Source organism: Bacillus sp. KICET-1, from assembly GCF_027721405.1.
In the GTDB taxonomy this organism is placed as follows: Bacteria; Bacillota; Bacilli; order Bacillales; family Bacillaceae; genus Bacillus; species Bacillus velezensis.
Genome location: NZ_CP113515.1, coordinates 2,573,667 through 2,596,372 on the forward strand (window position 1 = coordinate 2,573,667; position 22,706 = coordinate 2,596,372).

Annotated in this window: 5 protein-coding genes; all 5 read left to right on the forward strand. The window is 49.8% G+C overall.

The genetic code is table 11. The features are described from left to right. Positions 1-2: 2 nt before the first annotated feature. Entirely contained in the window at positions 3-7,721 is a 7,719-nt protein-coding gene (locus OVA33_RS13185; protein ID WP_063636695.1) for a type I polyketide synthase, read from the forward strand. A 22-nt stretch (positions 7,722-7,743) separates the two neighbouring features. Next, entirely contained in the window at positions 7,744-13,896 is a 6,153-nt protein-coding gene (locus tag OVA33_RS13190) for a type I polyketide synthase (RefSeq protein WP_128974100.1), read from the forward strand. Continuing rightward, the gene (locus OVA33_RS13195; RefSeq protein WP_128974099.1) at positions 13,893-20,108 is read left to right on the forward strand and encodes a beta-ketoacyl synthase N-terminal-like domain-containing protein; all 6,216 of its coding nucleotides are present in this window, start codon (positions 13,893-13,895) and stop codon (positions 20,106-20,108) included. Before OVA33_RS13190 ends, OVA33_RS13195 begins: the two co-directional genes overlap by 4 nt. Before the next feature lie 81 nt (positions 20,109-20,189). Continuing rightward, positions 20,190-21,344 (forward strand): cytochrome P450, encoded by a 1,155-nt coding sequence (locus OVA33_RS13200; RefSeq protein ID WP_017418090.1) that lies wholly within the window; start codon positions 20,190-20,192, stop codon positions 21,342-21,344. A 57-nt stretch (positions 21,345-21,401) separates the two neighbouring features. Further along, positions 21,402-22,649, forward strand: coding sequence for a hydroxymethylglutaryl-CoA synthase family protein (locus OVA33_RS13205; protein ID WP_128974098.1), 1,248 nt, complete (start codon positions 21,402-21,404; stop codon positions 22,647-22,649). Positions 22,650-22,706 lie beyond the last annotated feature (57 nt).

Sequence of the window (22,706 nt, forward strand, 5' to 3'; positions counted from 1 at the left end):
GATTGGCAGTTGCCACCGATCAAGTCAAAACGTTCCTGCAGAAAATCAGCCATACGAATTATATCGTCCGGGATCATCGCGTTCATCAAATCCGCGTCCTCCCGGGCGTGACTTTAATAGATATGCTGTATCGGCTCGCCGCCGGGTATCTCGGTGAAAGGCCTATAGAATTAAGACAGATCATTTTTAAGCAGCCTGTTGTAACATCTGAAGAGTTTGATAAACACCTGTATGTCACCTTTACGCCGGCATGTGACAGCTGGAAAGTTGAGATCACTAGCGAAAAAGCAAAAAACGGCACACCGCTTGGCGGAAACCGGGATGAGAATATGGAATGCCAGCTTTATTTGCAAGAAGACACACCCCGGGCAAAAGAACTGAATATTGAAGCGTTCATGAAAAACGCAAGCCGAAAATGGGACATGCATGACATTTACGGAATTGCAAGAAGAAGCCATATTGAGCATGGCGAGTTTATGAAAAATGAAGGGGCCGTTTATCAGCTTCAGGATAAAGAAGAATTAATGGAGCTCACTCTGAGTGATTTGGCTGAAGGATTCCGGGAGAAATTTAAGGCGCATCCGGCTTTTTTAGATGCGTCCACCCTTGCCGGCTCTTCCTTTGCATTGTCGGCCCAAAAGCAAAATGACACACCTTATATTCCTTTTATGATCAATCGTTTTTGCATGTATCAGCCGTTTCCGAAAACGATTTACACTTATTCTATGAAAAACAGCCGCACTGAAAGCGGCGTATCAGACAGCGAACCTGATGTTTATTCGGCCGACTTCACGATTTACGACAGGGCAGGGAACGTATTGGCCGAATGTGAGAAACTGACAGTAAAAAGGGTCAGACAAGCGAATATGATTACCCATCTGATAGACAAAGAGAAGCCGCCTCAGCAGAACAGAAGCGGCCGTGGAGAGCCCGAAAGTCCTGTGGCCGCAGAAGACGTGTCTGAACAGCAAACGCCGGAACAAAACATGGTGACTTACATAAAGTCGGAAATCGCCAGGCTGATCAATCGTCCGGCACAGGATATTGATGTGCGGAAAGGCTTTTATGATATGGGGCTTGACTCGGCGCATTTGCTGAAGCTTGTAAAGATATTAGAGCAGACTTTTCAGCAGCAGTTTTATCCGACACTGCTTTTTGAATATTCATCTGTCCGCCGCCTTGCGGATTACCTTATCAATGAAGCGGGCTGTGTGCTGAAAGATTCGGCCGAAGAACGGCATACATCAGATGCTGACATCGCTGATGAGGTTCTGTTTTTTGAACCCGCCTGGAAAGATCATCCGCTGGAAACGGCGGTGCAGAACGGGCAAAAACACACCCGTCATCTCATTATCGCTGCCGATGCAGAACCCCGTCTCACCGGTGAACTCGGCATACATTGCCCGGAAGCGGAAGTGATAGAACTGAAAAGGGAGCATGAGGCTGCAGATGAGCAGTTTGGAGCAGATGCCGAGCGTATATTTCGTATGCTCAAACGGGAACTGACAGACCATCCGAAAGAACATACATTGATTCAGCTTGTATGCGCCGTTGAGAATGGAGCGGCATTGTCTTCCGCTCTCGGGGCTATGCTGAAAACGGCACATCTGGAAAATCCGGCTCTTCGCACTCAGGTGATCACCTTCTGTGACAAGAATGAGAGATTGCCAAGTGAGACGGCCGCAATCATTAGAACCGAAGCAGACTGCTCTTATGCAGGCTGCACAGACATTCGGTATAAAGACAATATGCGGCAGATCAGATTGTTCGAACGTATTGAGAAACTGGACGGGCAGACACAGTCTCCTTGGAAACAAAACGGCGTATATGTCATTACAGGAGGCCTCGGCGGTCTTGGATTTCTGCTTGCCCGTCACCTTGCAGAAAAAGAAAAGGTGAAGCTCGCACTCATCGGCCGTTCGCCGCAACAGTCTGAGAAGATCAGCAGACTGAAAGCATTGGGAGCAGAAGTTCTTTACGTTCAAGCGGACATCGGCAGCAAAGTCGAAACAGAGCGGGCATTTGCTCAGATTACAGAAACCTTCGGCCGGCTGACGGGTATTTTTCATTGCGCCGGTGTTTTAAAAGATCAATTTATCATCCAAAAAGACAGTTCTGACTTGAAGCAGGTGTTCCTGCCGAAAATCAGCGGCCTGATTCATGCGGACGAAGCTTCACGGCATGAACCGCTTGAATTTTTCGCCGTATTTTCCTCATTCTCGGCGTTGGCCGGAAATGCGGGCCAGACAGATTATGCCGCAGCGAACGCTTTTATGGATGAATATATGAAATATCGCGATTGCAAAGCGGAAAAAGGCGAACGGAACGGGGCTTCTATGACGATCAACTGGCCGCTTTGGGAAGATGGCGGCATGCAGGTTGACAGCTTGACGAAAGAGATCATGAATGATGCAACAGGCACCAGCCCGCTACCGGCCGGGGAAGGGATGGCTGCACTTGAATATATGCTGCGACTCGGCAAGCTGCAATCCGTTATTTTATACGGGAAAGAGCCGGCTGTAACTGAAAGCATGGGCCGATTGGGTCCAAAGGGAGACAAGAACGGATCTTCATTATCCAACGCAGCTGTCAAGAGAAGAAGCCGAAAACAAGAGAGACATACAGAAGAGCATGATATTGCGGTAATCGGATTGGCGGGAAGATACCCGCAGGCGGGAAGCATTGATGAATTTTACCAAAATCTGCGCTCAGGGAAAGACTGCATTACAACAATGCCGAAAGACAGATGGAAAGGTTATTCTTTCTCATATGAAGCAGATCAGTTCTACCGTTACGGAGGATTTTTAGATCGCATAGACAGCTTTGACCCGCTGTTTTTCAATCTGACTCCGCGCCAGGCTGAAATGATGGACCCGCAGGCGCGGCTGTTTTTAGAGACGGCTTGGGAAGCTTGTGAAGATGCCGGTTTTTATCAGGACAGAACGGCGCGCGGGCCATCTTCACAAAAAAGAAAACGCGTCGGGGTATTCGCAGGTGTGTTTTGGAGCCATTATGAGCTGTTCGGCGCTGAAATCACACAGCGGGGCACACCGCTGTCTATGGGCGTGACGCCTGCCTCTGTTCCGAATATCGTGTCTCACTGCCTGAACTTTACAGGGCCGTCAATGGCTGTTGATACGATGTGCTCTTCTTCGCTCACATCCATACATTTGGCATGTGAAAGCATTAAAAGGGGGGAGTGCGAATTCGCCATTGCCGGCGGTGTGAATGCGGTCACACACCCGCATAAATATGCGTTTTTGGCGAATGCCGGATTTCTGTCTTCAGAAGGCGTCTGCAAAAGCTTCGCCGACGGCGGTGACGGTTATGTGCCGGGAGAAGGCGTCGGCGCGGTGTTACTGACAACCGTTCAAGAAGCGGAAAGAATGGGCTGTCCGATATATGGCGTCATAAAAGGCTCCGCTTTAAACCATGTCGGAAAAACATCCGGTTTGACCGTGCCTGATCCGGCATCACAGGCGGAAGTCATTACAGATTCTTTTCAGAGTGCCGGCATTGATCCGGAGACACTGGGCTATATTGAAGCCCACGGAACAGGCACGTCTCTGGGTGATCCGATTGAAATTGAAGGGCTGAGCCGCGCATTCCGCAAATGGACAAACAAGAAGCGGTTTTGCGCCATCGGCTCTGCCAAATCAAATATCGGCCATTTAGAAGGAGCCGCCGGGGTCGCCGGATTAACAAAGGTGCTTTTGCAGCTGAAGCATGGAGAAATCTTTCCGTCATTGCACGCGGACACGCTGAATCCCCATATTCCATTTCCGGACACGCCGTTTTATGTGGCGGACCGGCTGGAAGAATGGGAACGGCCGTCACATCCTGACCAGCCGAGAAGAGCGGGTTTAAGCTCTTTTGGCGCCAGCGGGAGCAATGCCCATTTTGTCATAGAAGAATATCTGCCGCCGCAGGCTGAAAAGAAATCAGTGAGTATACGGGAAGACGAGCCGGTTCTGTTTCTGCTTTCGGCAAAAAATGAAGAACGCCTATTAGAATATGTCAAACGGTATGACCGCTTTTTACGGGAAAAAGAAGTCAACCTTAAAGACCTGGCCTACACGCTTCAAGCTGGCAGAGAAGCGATGCCTGAACGGCTGGCATTTATCGTTACTTCCGTTTGCGGTCTGCAAGCGAAACTGAAGGATGTGCTTGAACGGAAAACAGAAATTGAAGGATGTTTCCGCGGACGTGCTCAAGATGATATTTCATCAAGTGGAATGGCCGAGCTGCTGAAAAACAAGCAATATTCCAGATTGCTCACTGAGTGGGCAAAAGGAGCCGCCGTTGACTGGAGCCTGTTATACGAAGGAGAGAAGCCGAAACGGGTCAGCCTTCCTGTATATCCGTTCGCGAAGGAGCGGTATTGGGTGCCTGTGCCTGCGGATATCCGGAAACAGACAGACGAACCGGCGGAAAACCAAAAGATCATTCTTCAAAAAGACTGGAAGCAGCAAGATCCGGCGGAATCTGAAGCACTATCAGGAACAGTAATGATACTTGCAACGGATAAGACGCGCCGATTGGCCGATGCTCTTTTTAAAGGAAACGGCCATATTGAAACGATCTGCTTCATCCATCAGGCAAAAGACGGCGCCGATTATTACGCCGCCGCATCGGGGCGAAACCTTTACGGCAGAGTGCGGGAGTCTCTTCAAAACAAACAGATACTCGGGGTCGTCGACATAACCGCATATGATGCGGAATATGAACGGCAGGAAGAGATAGAACACGGAAAGCTTGCCTTTTTACAGCAGGCTCTTGAATCATTCCGTCATAGCGGCGCTGTGTTCAGCCAAGTGACACACCGCCTCCAGCCTTTCAAGGAAAGTAAACCTCTGATGCAAGGGGCGAAAACGGCGGGGCTGTACCGAATGCTGGGCGCTGAGTATGCCAACATTCATTCTTTTACGATAGATAGCGATTGTGCGATTGAGCATACAGAAGAATTAAGCAGACAGATTGAGACTGAATTTTTACAGCCGCGGGCCAAAAGCGGCAGTGAATGCTGCTACAGGCTGAATCGCCGTTATGTGCCGTTTCTGAAGCAGGGTATGAATGTTTCGGCGGCGCCTGAGCTTTCCTATTCGTCTGATGATGTGCTGTTAATAACGGGCGGATCGCGCGGGATCGGCGCAATTGCGGCAGAGCATGCCGTTTCACGCGGATGCAGGAAACTGGTCATCATGGGGCGGGAGCCGCTTCCCGATTCCTCAGAGTGGGCAGACATGAAAAAGGACGGCATTCTCCCGGAAAAAGCCGAGCGGATGCAGAGGTTAGCCGAGCGGGGCGCGGAGATCCGTTATTACAGCGTTTCTCTTACGGATCAAAAGGGGCTCCGGAACATGACGGACAGCATCCGCGGCACGATGGGACCGATTACCGGCGTTTTTCATTGCGCGGGTGCAATGGGAGAACACCCCGCTTTTTATAACAAAACCGAAACTGAAATCGAAAGCGTTTGCGCGCCGAAAGTAACAGGGCTTCGCGGTCTCTATGAAGCCGTTCAGAATGAGCCGCTGTCGTTTTTTATTTTGTTCTCATCCGTTTCGGGTCTGATCCCTTCGCTTGCTGCGGGGCAAAGTGACTACGCGATGGCTAATTCATTTATGGACTCTTTTGCAAATCATCAGGCAGGTAAAGGAAACGTGTTTGTTAAAGCCGTTCAATGGCCCGTCTGGAAAGAAACCGGCATGGCTGAAGGCCTGCCGGAAAGTCCTGCTTATCAAAAATCAGGACTTTCCAGGCTGTCTGCCGAAGACGGACTGAAGCTTTTAGATTACATCATATTAAACGGACAAAGCTGCGGAATTCCTTGTGTTCCAGAAGACAGTGAGGCTGATTTTGGTGATCTTCTGAAGGTGAAGAAAGCTGAAGCTCCCGTGAAAAAAAGCACTGCCGGTGACCAAAAGGTGAAGGATACGATTCGTCAATGGGTGCGCACCGTCTTCAGTGAAGAACTGAAAATGACGGATGAGCAGATAAAAGATGATATGCCGTTTGATGAATACGGGATTGACTCAATACTCTTTGCGGAATTGGTTCAATCACTGCAAAAACGGATCAGCATAAAGTTAACACCGTCCTTAATGCTTCAATATCAAACGATTACAGAAATGGTTGACTATTTCGCAGCGCATCATGAAGCCGATTTTGTGACAAAAGAAAATGGTTTCGTTCAAGACAGGGACGTACAGCTTGATTTAACCGCCGCTGCTGAAGAGAGAACATCCATGAAGCCGAAAGCGGATACCGAAGACGATATTGCCGTCGTCGGCATGTCCTGCCGTTTTCCGGGGGCGGGCGGAACGGATGCTTTTTGGGAGCTGCTGATGAAAGGAAACACCGCCATCCGGCCTGTCCCCGCAACGCGCTGGCATGCAACAGCGCATGCAAAGGATTATGCGGGGTGGATTGATGATATCGACATGTTTGATGCGGGCTTTTTCGGCATCTCTGAAAAAGACGCGGCAATTATGGACCCGCAGGCGCGGATCATATTAGAAGAAGCGGTTCATTCCGTTTATGATGCCGGTTACGGCCAAAAGGATTTATCGGGCCGGAAAGTCGGCGTGTACATCGGCGGCAGGGCGCAGCCTTCAGCCGGTATGGAACATATCCTGCAGGCGCCTAACCCGATTTTGGGGGCGGGACAAAACTATTTGGCGGCCAACATTTCACGATTTTTGAATGTCACAGGACCGAGCCTTGTCGTGGATACAGCATGTTCCTCAGGGCTGATCGGGCTGTCCTTTGCAAAAGACGCCCTTTTGGCCGGAAGGATTGACGCGGCCTTAGTCGGTTCGGTGAGTCTGCTCTTATCTCCGTCCGCGCACCGGTTATTCGGAGCGCGCCATATTTTAAATGAGAACGGCGTGTTTCATATATTCGACCGTGAATCAGCGGGAGAAGTGCTCGGAGAAGGAGCGGGGGCGGTTTTTATCAAACGATTGAGCGATGCGGTGCGGGACGGAGACCGTATTTACGGCGTCATAAAAGCCGTCTCGGTAAACAATGACGGCCGGACGCTCGGTCCCGGTTCACCGAATATAAGAGCGCAGAGAGACGCCATTCAAACTGCGCTTGACATGGCGGAAAAGTCGCCCGAAGACATTGGATATATAGAAGTGAACGGAGGCGGTTCCCCAATCGTTGATTCGGTGGAAATCAAGGCGCTCTCAGATGTCTATCAGCTGAACCGGAAAACGCTTCTGCCCTGCCGGATCGGATCGGTGAAACCGAATGTAGGGCATTTGCTTCTGTCTTCAGGTCTTGCGGGCTTCATCCGATGTGTGCTGAGCGTCTATCATAAGCTGATTCCGCCTTTCTTATCAGCGCTTGAGCCATTTGAACATTATGACTTTGAAGCGTCGCGTATTCATTTTAATCGTGAACCCGTTGATTGGCATTCAGAGAAGAAACCCCGCGTCGCAGCTCAGAGTTCATTTCCTGACGGCGGGACAAATGCTCATATCCTCGTTGAAGAATACAGAGGTGAAAGGCAGCGGGAACATCACCGGGCGCCTCAGCCGCCGGAATTCAGAAAAAAACACTACCCGCTTTTGGGCGGCTGGAACAGCACGGAGAGTGAAACGGAAAAAACAAATAATGAAAAAACAGACATTGCGGATCTTTTAAAGAAATATGAGAAAAAAGCAGAGACAAGCACTGCACCTGCAGACTCGTTTTGGCAGGTGACAACGTGACGTTTTTAAAAGGGGACTAACCATGAAAAAAACAGTGAATCTGCGCCTGACGGCAGAACATCCCATTATGAAAAACCATCTTGTTCACGGAGAATCTGTCATGCCCGGTCTGGCCTATATTGATATGCTGTATCAGCTGGCAAAGCAAAGCCTTGATCTTTCATTCCGTTCCATCTGTCTGAAACGGGTGACCATTTATCATCCTTTATCAGTGAAACGGTCAGAGCGGCTTGATGTGAGTGTCATATTCAGTAAAGAAAAGGAGTTCTGGACAGCCTCGATTTGCGGGGCGGATTCCGGGACGGTTTTCTTATCAGCGGAGGTGCATGAAGGAGTCTTCTCATCAGATAAGCGCCTTGACGCGGAAGAGAAAAAACAAGTTGCGCTTCCATCAGTCTCCTTGCATACGGTTTACGAAGACGCGAGAAGCCGCGGACTGTCGCATGACGGGCTGATGAAGCCGGAGGGAGAGATCTATGCAAATGAAGAGGAATGTTTCCTTGATATTCGGCAGTCTGATTCATGCCAGGAAAATCTCCCCGGCGCTCTCTTTCATCCCGCGCTGATGGACGGTGCCGCCATGGCCTCCGGCGTATTGCAGACAGCTGCAGGCACCGGTTTGTTTTTACCGATTTATTATGATTCGTTTATTGCCGCTGAAACCGTTACGGAGCGCTGTTACGCGGTGATTTCGAAAAAGTCCGGCACGCCTTCTGAAATGGTGAAAATGGATATTGACTTTTACAACCTCAGCGGTGCGCATATTGCTTCACTGCTCGGCCTGACAGCCAAAAAGGTGCGGACAGACCGGCAGCTGATACCAGGCGTTCAGCAGATGGAGGAAACCTTATACCGCATTTTCTCAACATACGTAGGCCGTCCTGTCACAAGAAATGATGCGCACACCGTGTTTTTTGAATTAGGTCTTGAATCGTCACAGCTTCTGGCCATTATTAAAGACATCGAAGGTGCGTTTGATCTGCGGATGAATCCGACTCTTTTATTTGAATGCAGCAGCATATCCGAGCTGCTTGAAGACATAAAAACAAAAGGAACAGCTGAATCTTCCGGCCTTGTCGCGGATGCAGCACCGGTCTCTGAAACGCAATCAGGCAGTCAGACATTTACTTTCTATGAACATGAAGCATTCCTTCAGGATCATCTGGTTTTCGGCAAACCGGCACTGATGGGTGTAACGTATCCGTGTCTTGTGCTTGAAGCATCCGGAGCGTCTCATCCCGGCACGTATCCCGCCGGGCTGAAAGATATCCGCTTTACGGGCGGGCCCGTCACGCTGGAGCCGGGAGAGGCCGCACAGATTGACATTTCATTTTCGGCAGAAAAGAGTGCCGAACGCTTTACCGCAAGCTGCACTGTTTCCGGTAAAGAAAGCCGGAAGACATGTGCCGAAGGAGAAATAAGCAGAGGTATAGAGGCACCCGTAAAAAAATCATATGACGTTGAACAAATGAAGGCACATGCACAAAAGGTGGCGCCGGATGTTATTTCCCGTCTGTACGATTCGGTTGCCGACTTCACGATAGGCCCGATGCTGAAAACGGTAACGGCGGGATACAAAATGAGTGAGAGCTCCTTTTTATTGCAGCTGGACCTATCAGGAAAAAAAGAAAAAGGCGATCTGCATCACTTTGCATTTGACCCGCTTATATTGAATTCTTGTTATATGTCGCTCGGTGAAGAAGAGTTGCAGCTGAAAAAGCGGATTCACGTTCCGCTCATGATTGAGAGGCTGACGCTTTACGGACCTGTCATGTCTGATACCGTCTATGTGGTGAATACAATCAAACATAAAAAAGACGGGTTTCTCTCATTTGATGCCGCAGTCCTCAGTCATACCGGGGAACAGCTGGCGGAATTGAAAAACGCGTCTGTGAAAGAAGTGCTTCAGCCAAATCGGCTTGAAAATGCGTCTTTTGCCCCGTCCGGGAATCAAAGCCGTCAGAAAACGAAAGGAAACCCGCTGGATATTGCCATTGTCGGGGTTTCCGGCAAGTATCCGCAGGCCGATGATATCGATGCGTTTTGGGATAATCTCAAACAAGGAAAGGATTGTATTACCGAAATTCCGAAAAACCGCTGGAAATGGGAACATTACTTTTCCGAGGACCGGACGGCGCCGGGAGCGATCTACAGCAAATGGGGCGGATTCATTGACGGGATCGCCGATTTTGATCCTGAGTTCTTTAAGATTTCCCCCCGTGAAGCGGAACACCTTGATCCTCAGGAACGGCTGTTTTTGATGCATGCGTGGATGGCCATGGAGGATGCGGGATATACGAGGACATCACCTGAACTGGGCCGTCAGGTAGGTGTGTATGCCGGAGTCATGTATCAGGAATATCCGTTATTCGCGGCTGAAGCGGGAGTGAAAGGACGGCATATCGGGCTCCCCGGCGGGATTTCATCCATTGCTAACCGTGTCTCCTATTTTTGCGATTTTCAAGGGCCGAGCATTTCGGTCGATACGATGTGTTCGGGTTCGCTGACTTCATTGTACATGGCGTGCCGGGATCTGCGGGATCATCGGGTTCGCGCGGCGCTTGCCGGCGGAGTGAATCTCACCGTTCATCCTAACAAGTACTTCATGCTGAGCCAGGGGCAGTTCATCTCATCTAAAGGACACTGCGGGAGTTTCGGCGCCGGGGGTGACGGCTATATTCCGGCAGAAGGTGTCGGGGTGCTGCTTCTTAAACGTTTAGAAGACGCCGTACAAGACGGAGATCGGATTTACGGCGTCATTAAAGGAGCTGCCATTAATCACGGCGGGAGAGCGAGCGGTTACACCGTACCGAACCCCAAGGCGCAGAGCGAAGTCATTTCTCAAGCTTTACAGGAAGCGGGGGTATCTCCGGGCCAGATCAGCTATGTGGAAGCGCACGGGACAGGGACGAAATTAGGCGATCCGATTGAAATCCGGGCTTTAACCGATGCATTCGGTGATGTTCCTGAAACATGTCTCATCGGGTCTGTCAAATCAAATATCGGACATGGGGAATCGGCAGCAGGCATCGCCGCTGTCACAAAAGTGCTGCTGCAGATGAAGCACAAACAAATCGCCCCATCTTTGCATGCGGATGTTTTAAATCCGAATATCCAATTTGACGAAGGGCCGTTTTCCGTCTGCCGGGAATTAACAGATTGGAAACGGATTGCAGCAGACGGAGCAGAACAGCCGCTCAGGGCGGGGATCAGCAGCTTTGGTGCGGGCGGTTCTAACGCGCATATCATTATTGAAGAATATGAGGCTCCTGTAAAACAAGCAATCAGCAGCCAAGAGCCGGCTGTCATTCTGCTGTCTGCGAAAAATGGGGAGCGTCTGACAGAATATGCGGAGCGCCTTCTTGCTTTTCTTCAAAAGAAGCATACGGATAAGCCGGACTTATTTGATGTCGCATACACTTTACAAGCGGGGCGGGAAGCGATGGATGAGCGGCTGGCTTTCATTGCGGACTCCCTTAAGGAGCTGGAGGACAAGCTCAGATCGTACTTGGAAAATGAAAACGCACCGCATCTTTACAGGGGGCGGGCGAAGCGAAATCATGAGACAGTGGCTGTGTTTGAATCTGATGAAGATTTGCAGGAAGCCATGGGCAAATGGCTGAAAAAGAGAAAGTACGGTCATTTGCTGAACATGTGGGTGCAGGGAGTCGATGTGGACTGGAACTTGTTATATTCGGGACAAAAACCCCGGAGAATCAGCCTTCCCGCCTATCCGTTTGCAAAGGTCAGATGCTGGATTCAAGATGAAGCCGAGGCGGTTTCAAAACGGGATGACGGCAAAACGGTGATCCATCCGCTGCTTCATGAAAACACATCCGATCTGTGGGAGCTGAAATTCACTTCTGTTTTTACCGGACGGGAATTCTTTTTCACTGACCACACAGTCAATGGACAGAAGGTGCTCCCGGGAGCCGCCGTGATCGAAATGGCCAGGGCGGCCGTTGAGCGTGCCGCATACGCTGTGCCGGACGGACGTAAAGGACTGTATTTGAAAGATCTCATATGGATGAGGCCTGTTGTTCATAAGGGGACGGATGTAGAAGTCCATATCAGCCTTATCCTTAAGGAAAATGAAGACATTGAATTTACGATTTACAGCCTATCGGAAGAACCCGGGGGAGAACGGATTATATACAGTAAAGGCACCGCGGTATCAGGAGAGATAGCAGCGGTTCCGTCAGTTCACTTAGAGGGCTGGCTGTCCGGGTGCAGCCAATCGGTTATGACGTCTGATGAGGTTTATCAGGCTTTCCGGCATGCGGGTATGATATACGGGCCGAGCCATCAAGGAATTGATCAGCTGATGATCGGAGAGAGGGGCGCTGCAGCCCGGCTGTCGCTGCCAGAAACGGCAGACAGTACCGCCGATCAGTTTGTCATCCACCCGAGTCTTCTAGATGCCGCGTTTCAGGCGTCACTGGGTGCCGGTTCAGATACTGCCGGAGACACTCCGATGCTGCCGTTTTCCCTGAGGCAGGCAGAAATATTTCAGCCGACTCAGAAAACGATGTGGGCGCTTGTCCGCAAACAGAGCGATCGGTCAGATAACGGAGCGCTGACGCTGGATATTGATTTATGTGATGAAAACGGCGCTGTTTGTATGAGATTGACAGGCTTCTCCTGCCGGGCTGTCCGGCAGACAAACCAAACCGAAAGCAAGCGGCAGGAAGTTCAGACAGCGATGCTTGCCCCTGTTTGGGACAAAACTTTCTTTTCCATAGAAGAAAATCAAGCGGTTGATCAGGAACAATTGCTGATCATCGGAAAGCCGGGAAATACCATAAAAGCCGCGGCAAAAATGTGGCCCCGCGCCCATCTGGCGGAGACGCCGGATCATTCAAGCGAGCAAACATTACGTGAATTGACAGCCGGGTATCAGGATATCCGCCATTTCTTATGGATTGCGCCGGATCGTTTCGCACCCGCATCCGTCAGTCAGGAAATGCTTGATGAGCAGGAGAATGGGGTGATTCAATGTTTCCGTTTCATCAAAGCGCTGCTGTCACTCGGGTATGGAAACCGAAACATCAGCTTTACGGCGGTCACCCGGCAGACACAGTCCGTGTATCCGGGTGATCTGCCGCAGCCTGAGCATGCAGGCGTACACGGGTTGATCGGTTCATTGGCAAAAGAATATCCGAACTGGGACATCAGGCTGATTGATGCAGAAGAAGGCAGTGATTCGTCTGAGATGAAAAACATCTGGCGCCTTCCTCCAGATCCGGACGGAAATGCTGCCGCGTACCGTAACGGAGCTTGGCACAAGCAAAAAACAGTCCGGGTGCTGACAAGTTCCGCTCCGCGTATGTCGTACAGAGAAGGCGGCGTTTATGCTGTCATCGGCGGAGCGGGCGGCATCGGAGAAGCATGGAGCAAATACATGATCACCCGTTACAAGGCACGGATGATATGGATCGGCAGGCGGCCGAAGGATCAGGAGATTCAGAGCAAAATAGACAGGCTGGCGCTATCAGGCCCCGCGCCGCATTATATACAGGCTGATGCTCAAGATGCCGCAGCGCTTAAGGCTGCCGTCCGTTCCGTAAGAGAGCAATACGGCAATATAACGGGAGTCATCCATTCCGCGATAACGCTTGCCGACAAAAGTATGGCGAATATGGATGAAGCTTCTTTCAGAAACGCTTTTTCAGCTAAGGTGAATACGAGCGTCCGAATGATCGAAGCTTTTAAGGGAGAACCGCTTGATTTTGTGCTGTTTTTCTCATCCGTTAATTCTTTCACAAAAAATGCCGGGCAAAGCAACTATGCGGCAGGGTGTACATTTCAAGACGCCTTTGCCCGCCATATCGCTTCTTTGCTTGATTGTGAAGTGAAAGTCATGAATTGGGGATATTGGGGCAGTCTGGGCGTTGTATCAGACCCGTCTTACAGAAAACGGATGGAGGCGTCAGGGATCGGTTCTATTGAACCCGATGAAGCAATGGAGGCGCTGGAAGTCTTACTATCAGAACCGTTCAGCCAAGCGGCATTCATTAAAGCTGCTCCGCACGGCTTAGCCGCGCTGACGGATCAAGATGCAATATCGGTTGTATCCGGCCCGAAGCCTTCATTTATGGAAAGCGTCAAGCGGCAAAATCCGGATCGGAATGAACGGCTTGAGACTTTAAAACGAGAAATGGAGTTGCGCATATGAACAGCCTTCTTTGCAAACTGCTCTTTTACCAATTACAGTCAATCGGGTTTTTCAGCGAGCCTGTCACCACAGCTTCAGCATCCATGCGGAGCGCCGGCGTGATCGGCACATACGGCAGATGGCTGGAAGAAAGCCTGAATCTATTAAAAGAAAACGGGTATATCACGTATGACGGATACACGATCACTCTCCTCAGGGATCAGCGCCCGGACGGCCGCACAGTCTGGAATGAGTGGAATGCCCATAAACGCCTGCTTCCCAATGGGGAGCTTGCGCAAGCTGAATTGGCCGAGGCGACGATAAAAGCGATGCCTTCCATTTTAAAAGGGGAACGTCCGGCTACGGATATCGTATTTCCCGATTCATCAATGCGGCTCGTTGAAGGTGTTTATAAGCATAATCCCGTTGCGGATTATTTTAATGAAGTGTTGGCAGATTCCGCGGCCGCTTACCTGAAAGCTTATCTTACAGAACACCCCGATGCCCGCATCAGGCTGATAGAAGTAGGGGCCGGGACGGGCGGAACGAGCGCCATGCTGTTTACAAAACTGAAACCATTCGCAAAACAGATTGCGGAATATTGTTATACGGACGTTTCTAAAGCTTTTTTAATGCATGCCGAACAGGAATACGGACCTGATGTGCCGTATTTGACAACAGCCTTGTTTAATGCAGAGGAGCCTTGCGAATCACAAAATATCAAAACGGGTGTTTACGATATTGTCATCGCCGCCAATGTGCTTCACGCCACAAAAAATATCGGTTTGACACTGCGCCGTCTGAAAGCGCTCCTGAAATACAACGGGATGATTTTGATAAACGAAATCAGCGATCGTTCTGTTTTTACCCATTTAACCTTCGGGCTGCTTGACGGCTGGTGGTCCTATGAGGATGCTGAGCTTCGGATTCCGGGAAGTCCCGGCTTATATCCAAAATCGTGGGAGTGTGTGCTGCATTCGGAAGGATACAGAGCGGTTTGTTTCCCTGCTGAAACGGCTCATGATTTAGGTCAGCAGATTATCGCAGCTGAGAGTGACGGACTCGTCCGGATGCAAGGGATCAGAGACGGCAGAAAGCCATACGCCGCCCCGGCCGAAGTTTTCCGAAAGCCCGCACAGCCTGTTTCCCGCAGCCGCGCGCCAGAGGAGCATCAAGCTGTTAAGGCTGATGGGGAATCGGTCGCTTCCCATGTCCGCTCTGTCATCAAAACAAGTATTGCCGATGTATTAAAAATGAAAGAAGAGGATATTCAGGAAGAACTGAATTTCTCTGAATACGGCATTGATTCCATTTTGGCCGTCAATGTGATTAACGAGATTAATAAGCGTTTGAATCTTACACTGCAGACAACGATTTTATTTGATTACTATCATGTGAAACTGCTGACCGGTTATATCTCGGCAGAATACGAAACCATCATAGCCTCGTCTCTGGAGACCGAAAGAGCGAAAATCCGCCCGGCGCTTCAGGAAGAATGGCCTAATGAAAAACCTTTGCAGACGGAAAGAAAGGAAAACGGTTATCAGAAACCGAAACAAGAACGTATGCCGCCTTCTTTCGCAAAGTCCGATGACTCGGGAATATTCCGGGTTGTGATTGACCGTCCGGGCGGCATTGAAGATCTGACGATTGCCCGCAGTGAAGTGCCCGAGATAAAAGATGACGAAGTTCAAATAGCCGTCCGCGCCTTTTCTTTAAACTTCGGAGACTTGCTTTGTGTCAGAGGGCTGTATCCGACGATGCCGCCTTATCCGTTCACTCCGGGATTCGAAGCAAGCGGCGTCGTGATCAAGACAGGGAGGCATGTAACATCCGTCATTCCAGGTGATGAAGTGATTGTCGGCATGGGAGAGGAATTTGGCTCTCAGGCGAATCTCATCACATGTAAAGAACATCAAGTCTATCATAAACCGGCCCGGCTGACCTTTGAAGAAGCATGCGCTCTTCCCACCGTGGCGGTGACAATGATAGACGCCTTCCGGAAAGCCGGACTTAAAAAAGGCGAAAAAATATTAATTCAGACCGCGACGGGAGGAACGGGGCTGATCGCGGTGCAAATGGCCCGGCATATCGGCGCGGAAATATATGCAACGGCCGGATCACAGAAAAAAATTGAGTATCTGCATTCGCTCGGGATCCACAATACCATTTGCTATTTAGAAGAAGATTTTGAAACGGAAATCATGCGAATGACCGGCGGCCGTGGAGTGGATGTTGTCATTAATACCCTGGCCGGTGATGCCATGCAAAAAGGAATGAATTGCCTGGCGCCGGGCGGAAGATATATCGAAATTGCCATGACTGCGCTGAAATCCGCTAAATCAGTCGACTTGTCCGTCCTTCATAACAATCAATCGTTTCACAGCGTGGATTTGCGGAAGCTGTCCCTTCAAAATCCGGATCGGGTCAAGGACTATCAATTGGAACTGCAGCGGCTGGCGGAAGAGGGAGTCATTCAGCCTGTCATCTCAAAAATCTTTTCCTTTGAAGACATAAAAGAAGCGTATCACTGTCTGGATGACCGCGGAAATATCGGGAAAATCGTCATCAGCGTTTCTGAGCCGTATCAAATGACGTACCGCCCCGAACAAAAGGATCCGGCCGATACAGTAAAATCAGCAGCTGTGTTACCTGAAAAAGAACCGATCGCGATTATCGGGATGAGCGGGCGGTTTGCTGAATCGGAGAATGTCCATGAGTTTTGGGAACACTTAGCCGCCGGACGGGATCTGATTAAAAAAGCAGACAGATGGGATGTCTCTGACAGCCAATGCCAGTATGGCAGTTTTATAGAGGACATTGAATGTTTTGACCCCGTTTTCTTTCATATATCGGGACGTGAAGCGACCTATATGGACCCTCAGCAGCGGCTGTTTTTGGAAGAATCATGGAAAGCGCTTGAAGATGCGGGATATGCGGGAGACTCGGTAAGAGGCCGGGAATGCGGCGTGTATGCCGGCTCCTGCGGCGGAGATTACCAGGCCATTTTTAAACAGCAGGGGCCCGCGCAGGCGTTTTGGGGCAATCATAATTCCGTCACTCCGGCAAGGATCGCCTATCACCTTAATTTACAAGGTCCGGCGATCACTGTTGATACAGCATGTTCCAGTTCGCTGACAGCCATTCATTTGGCATGTCAGGGGCTTTGGACGAAAGAAACGGAAATGGCGGTGGCGGGCGGGGTTTTCATTCAATCCACTCCCGCTTTTTATCAGTCGTCAAATAAGGCGAATATGCTGTCACCGACCGGACGCTGCCATACGTTTGATCAAAGCGCGGACGGGTTCGTGCCTGGTGAAGGCGTGGGAGCGGTGGTGCTGAAACGTCTTAGCGACGCCGTTAGTGACGGAGATCATGTGTACGGCGTCATAAAAGGCTCTGCAATGAATCAGGACGGCGCTACAAACGGAATCACCGCTCCAAGCGCGCTATCTCAAGAACGATTGGAACGGCATGTCTATGACACTTTTCACATTGATCCGGAAACCATTCAAATGGTGGAAGCTCACGGAACGGGCACTGCACTGGGCGACCCGATCGAATTCGGCGCCTTAACGCGCGCTTTCCGCCGCTATACGGATAAAAAAGGATATTGCGCCATCGGCTCTGTGAAAACCAATCTCGGGCATGCCGCTGCGGCCGCGGGGATGGCCGGACTGTTTAAAATCCTGCTGTCGCTGAAGCATCGGCAGATTCCGGCTTCCCTGCATTTTCACCAAGCCAATCAGCATATTCAATTTGCGGACAGCCCGTTTTTTGTGAATGACAAGCTGATACCGTGGGAACGGAACCCGGATGCACCGCGCAGAGCCGCCATCAGTTCATTCGGATTCAGCGGAACAAATGCCCATCTTGTGATTGAAGAGGCGCCGCAAACCGTGCGCCGGTCACCGGCAAAACCGGCCTGCCTCATTCCTTTATCTGCGCGGACGGAGCGTCAGCTGGAAATTCAGGCAGAACGCCTGCTGGATTCACTCAGCAAGAACAAAGACAGCGATCTGGGAAATATAAGTTATACGCTCCTGCTCGGCAGAAAGCATTTACATCACCGGTTTGCCTGTATCGTAAGCAGTGCGGACGAACTGAAGCGGGTATTATCGGAGTGGCTTGTAAAAAGAGAGCTTCCGGGTGTGTTTGTGTCCAATTTGAAGGATCAGAAGCCGGCAGAAGAAGCCGGAATGAAAACATTCGGAATGGAATGCATTGAACAGTGCCGCTCAGCGGCTTCGCCAGCACAGTACAGAGAAAGCCTGGCACATATCGCTGACCTTTTTTGCAGAGGATATGATCTTCCTTTTACACGGCTTTTTGACGGAGGGAAATATTATAAAACGCCGCTGCCTGCCTACCCATTTTTAAAAGAAAGGTATTGGGCGGCTGATGTAAACAGTTCTTTACCAGGCCAAGCCATGAAAAAGTCTGAAACGCAAACCGTTCTCCCGTCTTCGCCGCAGCCTGAACATGAAGGGCTGATTTCTCTGAGTCCTTTAACTGAGATCGAAATGACAGCGTTTGAACCGGAGACATTGCAAAAACCGATCGTGTTACAGCCTTTGGATTGTTCTGTTTCTGTCCGGCAGCCAGAAAAAGCCGTTTTCGAAGACAATAGAACATTGCTTGAAGAATTGAGGATAAGCCTGGCAGATATTTTATTTTTGTCACCGGAAGATATTGATGCTGATGAGCCTTTCATCGACATGGGGCTTGACTCCATTATCGGGGTTGAATGGATACAAACAGTAAATAAAACGCACCACACTGAGATTACTGCCAATAAGGTGTATGAACACCCGACGCTTAAGGAGCTTGCGGAATATATAGCGGGGCAAATAAAGAAACCCGAGTATGCTGAAGCGGAGGAAACAGCGGTACGTCCGCAAATCCCGGAAGCAGAAACGCCCCTTGCCGGCATCTCTGACAGCACTTTGCGCAAAGAGCTCAAAGAAAGCCTTGCGGACATCCTGTTTCTGAAGCCGGAACATATTGATGAGCATGAGGCATTCATTGAAATGGGGCTGGATTCTATTATCGGTGTGGAATGGGTTCAGTCCATTAATAAAACCTATCAAGCGTCTATTACGGCAAATCTGGTCTATGAATATCCGACAATCGCAACATTAGCCGGGTATTTGACCGGTTCTGTCCAAAAAGACACCGAGGAAGTACATGAGGAACATACGAAACAAAACGATATATCAGAAGAGACAGATGATCAAGAACCGCCCGAACTGATCTGTCTTAACCCGGGGGGAAAGGGAAGACCGATTTTCTGGTTTCATTCCGCGCTGGGGGCAGTGGAGCTGTACCAGCCTGTTGCCGAACGGACCGGGCGTCCTTTTTACGGAATTCAGGCAAGAGGATGGATGACAGACCGGGAACCGATCCGCGGCATTAAAAACATGGCCGAATATTACGTTAAGCTCATACGTACCGTGCAGCACCGGGGTCCTTACGATGTAGGCGGCTATTCATTAGGGGGCATGCTCGCTTATGAAGTCACCCGGCAATTGCAGCTGGCTGGAGAAACCGTTGAGTCAATCGTCATGCTCGACTCCTTTGACTCAGCGGGTGCGCGGGAAATAAACATTCCTGATGAATTATTTGATAAAAATATGATGCTGCAGACGGTGAACATGGCTTTATTTGCACCAATCTATCAACATCCGGAACGCATTTCTGAAACCTTGATTCACCGTGATGAACTGAATGCCGATCTTCATGAAGACATATTTTTAGAGCAATTAATCGCAAAAGCCAAACAGCGGGGGTTAACGAAGACGGACGCGTTGGTGAAAAATCTGATCAGGCAGAATATAAATGTTCAGGACGCTTACGAAATCACTGATTACGAACTCCTGCCGCTTCCGGATCCGAACGGGGTGACATGCTATTATTTCCGAAATAAAAACGGTATTTTCTTGGGTGAGCTTGATCCGTATTTTACGATCAGGGCTGATATTTTATCCGCTGATTTCGTCAACTACTGGAGCCAGTGGGAAGAGCATATGACAAACATCGCCATCATGGATGTGGCGGTATCCAACCATATGACGTTATTGGCTGAAGACAGCGCAGCGGAAACGATTTCTGAATTTTGCGGCGTTTTATATTCGGCAGACGGAATGACAGAACACAGCTTCCTGCAGCTGCAGGAAAAGATACTGAACGTGCATGGTGAGATGCTGAAGCAGCCCGCCAAAACAAGACCGTAAATTCATATATCCGCCCGCCGGGTTTACTCGTAAGCTTCGGCGGGTCATTTCAAATCTTGATCACATCTTGGAGGAATGAAAATGACCAGTTTAACAAAAATCAGACAGCAGCAGCCGTACAAGTGGTACCAAACGATGAGAGAAACCTCTCCCGTTCATTACAATGAAAAGGAAGATTGCTGGGAAATCTTCACCTATGATGAAGTGAAGCGGGTGATTTCTGACTACAGTCATTTTTCTTCCGATCATAAATACTTAAGTGCGGACAAACAGGAAAAAATGATCCGGCATATTAACAAAGACAGCCTTTTGAAAATGGACCCGCCTGAACACACCGTCTTCAGAAAATTGGTCAATCAGCCGTTCATGCCGAAATCGGTTGAGTCTCTTGCACCGCGTATAGCCGCTATCGCTGATGACCTGCTTCAGGCCGTCCGTTCAAAAGGCAGGATGGACATTATTGAAGATTACGCATTTCCGCTTCCGATTATCGTGATCGCAGAGCTTTTAGGATTCCCTCCGAAAGACAGGGATATCTTTAAAAGCTGGGTCGACCAAAGCCAGAATGTAAAAGATGAAAAGAAAATGAATGAAGTGCAAAAGCAGATGATCGGATACTTCATGCAGTTTATTTTACAGCGGGGAAAACAGCCGCAAAATGATTTAATCAGCCATTTAATTGCAGCTGATTTAGACGGAGAGCCGCTGTCAGACAAGCAATTAATCGGTTTTTGCGGCTTGTTGATCGTCGCGGGGCACGTAACGACGGAAAATGTGATCGGAAATTCATTTCTCAGTCTCAAGGAGTTCCCGGACATTCTGCCCCGGCTGCTTGAAAATAAGGCGCTCCTTCCTGACTTTATTGAGGAAGTCATCCGCCTCAGACCTTCCATTCAGCGGGTAACCCGCTACACCGCGGTTGAGAGCGAGATTGGCGGAAAAACGATTCCGGCCGGAGAAAAAGTGTATGCGTGGATTGGATCGGCGAACAGAGATGAAAAGAAGTTTGAAAATGCCGATCAGATTGACTTGGGACGAAAGCCGAATCAGCATCTGTCATTCGGTCAGGGCAGCCATTATTGTTTAGGAGCGCCGCTGGCCCGGCTTGAAGCGAAAATCGCGCTTTCCCACTTTTTTGAACAGATGCCCGCATGGCGTTTTACTGAGGATCAAGAGCCGAATCTGGTTCCGAGCCCTGTATTTCACGGCGTTGACAGGCTGCTTGTTGAGTTTTGAACGAAAAAATAAAAGAGGCTTCCACAGGAAGCCTCTTTACTCTGGGGGCTTGGAGAAATGAATGTAGGAATCGAAGCAATGAACGTGTTTGGCGGAACCGCGTATGTAGACGTCATGGAGCTTGCGGAACATCGGAACCTGGATAAAAAAAGGTTTGAGAACCTGCTGATGAAAGAAAAAGTGGTGGCGCTTCCGTTTGAAGATCCGATTACGTTCGCCGTAAATGCCGCAAAACCGATTACCGACTCTCTGTCAGAAGAGGAACGGAATCAGATTGAAATGGTCATTACCTGTACGGAATCCGGGATTGATTTTGGCAAATCCATCAGTACATACGTCCATGATTATTTGCAGCTGAAGCGGAATTGCCGGTTATTTGAGGTGAAACAGGCTTGCTATTCTTTAACGGCCGGGTTTCAAATGGGCGTGAATTTCATCTTATCGCAAACATCGCCGGGAGCGAAAGCGCTCATCATCGGAACGGATATTTCCCGCTTTTTAGTGGCTGAAGGCGGTGACGCGTTGACGGAGGAATGGTCCTATGCCGAACCGAGTGCGGGGGCGGGAGCTGTGGCGCTTTTAGTCAGCAGCACCCCTCATGTCTTTTTGCTTGATCAAGGCGCAAGCGGGTATTACGGGTATGAAGTCATGGATACCTGCCGCCCGATTCCGGATAGTGAAGCGGGGGATGCTGATCTGTCGCTCATGTCTTATTTGGACTGCTGTGAAAAATCATTTCAGGAATACCGAAAGCGTGTGAGCGGGGCGGATTATAAGAATACATTTCAATACCTTTCTTTTCATACTCCGTTTGGCGGAATGGTAAAAGGAGCGCATCGGACGATGATGAGAAAATTGGAAAAGGCTAAGCCGCAAGACATTGAAGCGGATTTTCAGCAACGCGTGCTGCCTGGGATTCAATACTGTCAGCGCGTCGGCAACATCATGGGGGCCACCGTATTTTTATCTCTTGCCAGCACGATTGATAACGGCTCTTTTGAAACGCCGAAACGCGTGGGCTGTTTTTCATACGGTTCGGGCTGCTGCTCTGAATTTTACAGCGGTGTCGTTATGCCGCAAAGCCGGACGCGGCAGAATCAATTTCAGATCAGCCGGCATTTGGATGAACGCGTCCGTTTATCGATGGCTGATTATGACCGGCTGCTGCAAGACAGCGGCATCGTAAAATTCGGCACAAGAAATGCCGCGCCCGCTGCAGACATCCCGAATGCGCATCAAGGAAAAACGCGATTGGTGCTGACTGAAATAAAAGAGTTTCACAGAAAGTATGAATGGACGACCTAGTATCAGAAACACTCAGAGTCGGAAAGGCTTGAGTATTTTTAAAGAAACGGAGAATAA

Bases quoted from the DNA above. Each gene is read 5' to 3' on its own strand.
- OVA33_RS13190 (WP_128974100.1), top strand. From the start codon at position 7,744: ATGAAAAAAACAGTGAATCTGCGCCTGACGGCAGAACATCCCATTATG.
- OVA33_RS13195 (WP_128974099.1), top strand. From the start codon at position 13,893: ATGAACAGCCTTCTTTGCAAACTGCTCTTTTACCAATTACAGTCAATC.
- OVA33_RS13200 (WP_017418090.1), top strand. From the start codon at position 20,190: ATGACCAGTTTAACAAAAATCAGACAGCAGCAGCCGTACAAGTGGTAC.
- OVA33_RS13205 (WP_128974098.1), top strand. From the start codon at position 21,402: ATGAATGTAGGAATCGAAGCAATGAACGTGTTTGGCGGAACCGCGTAT.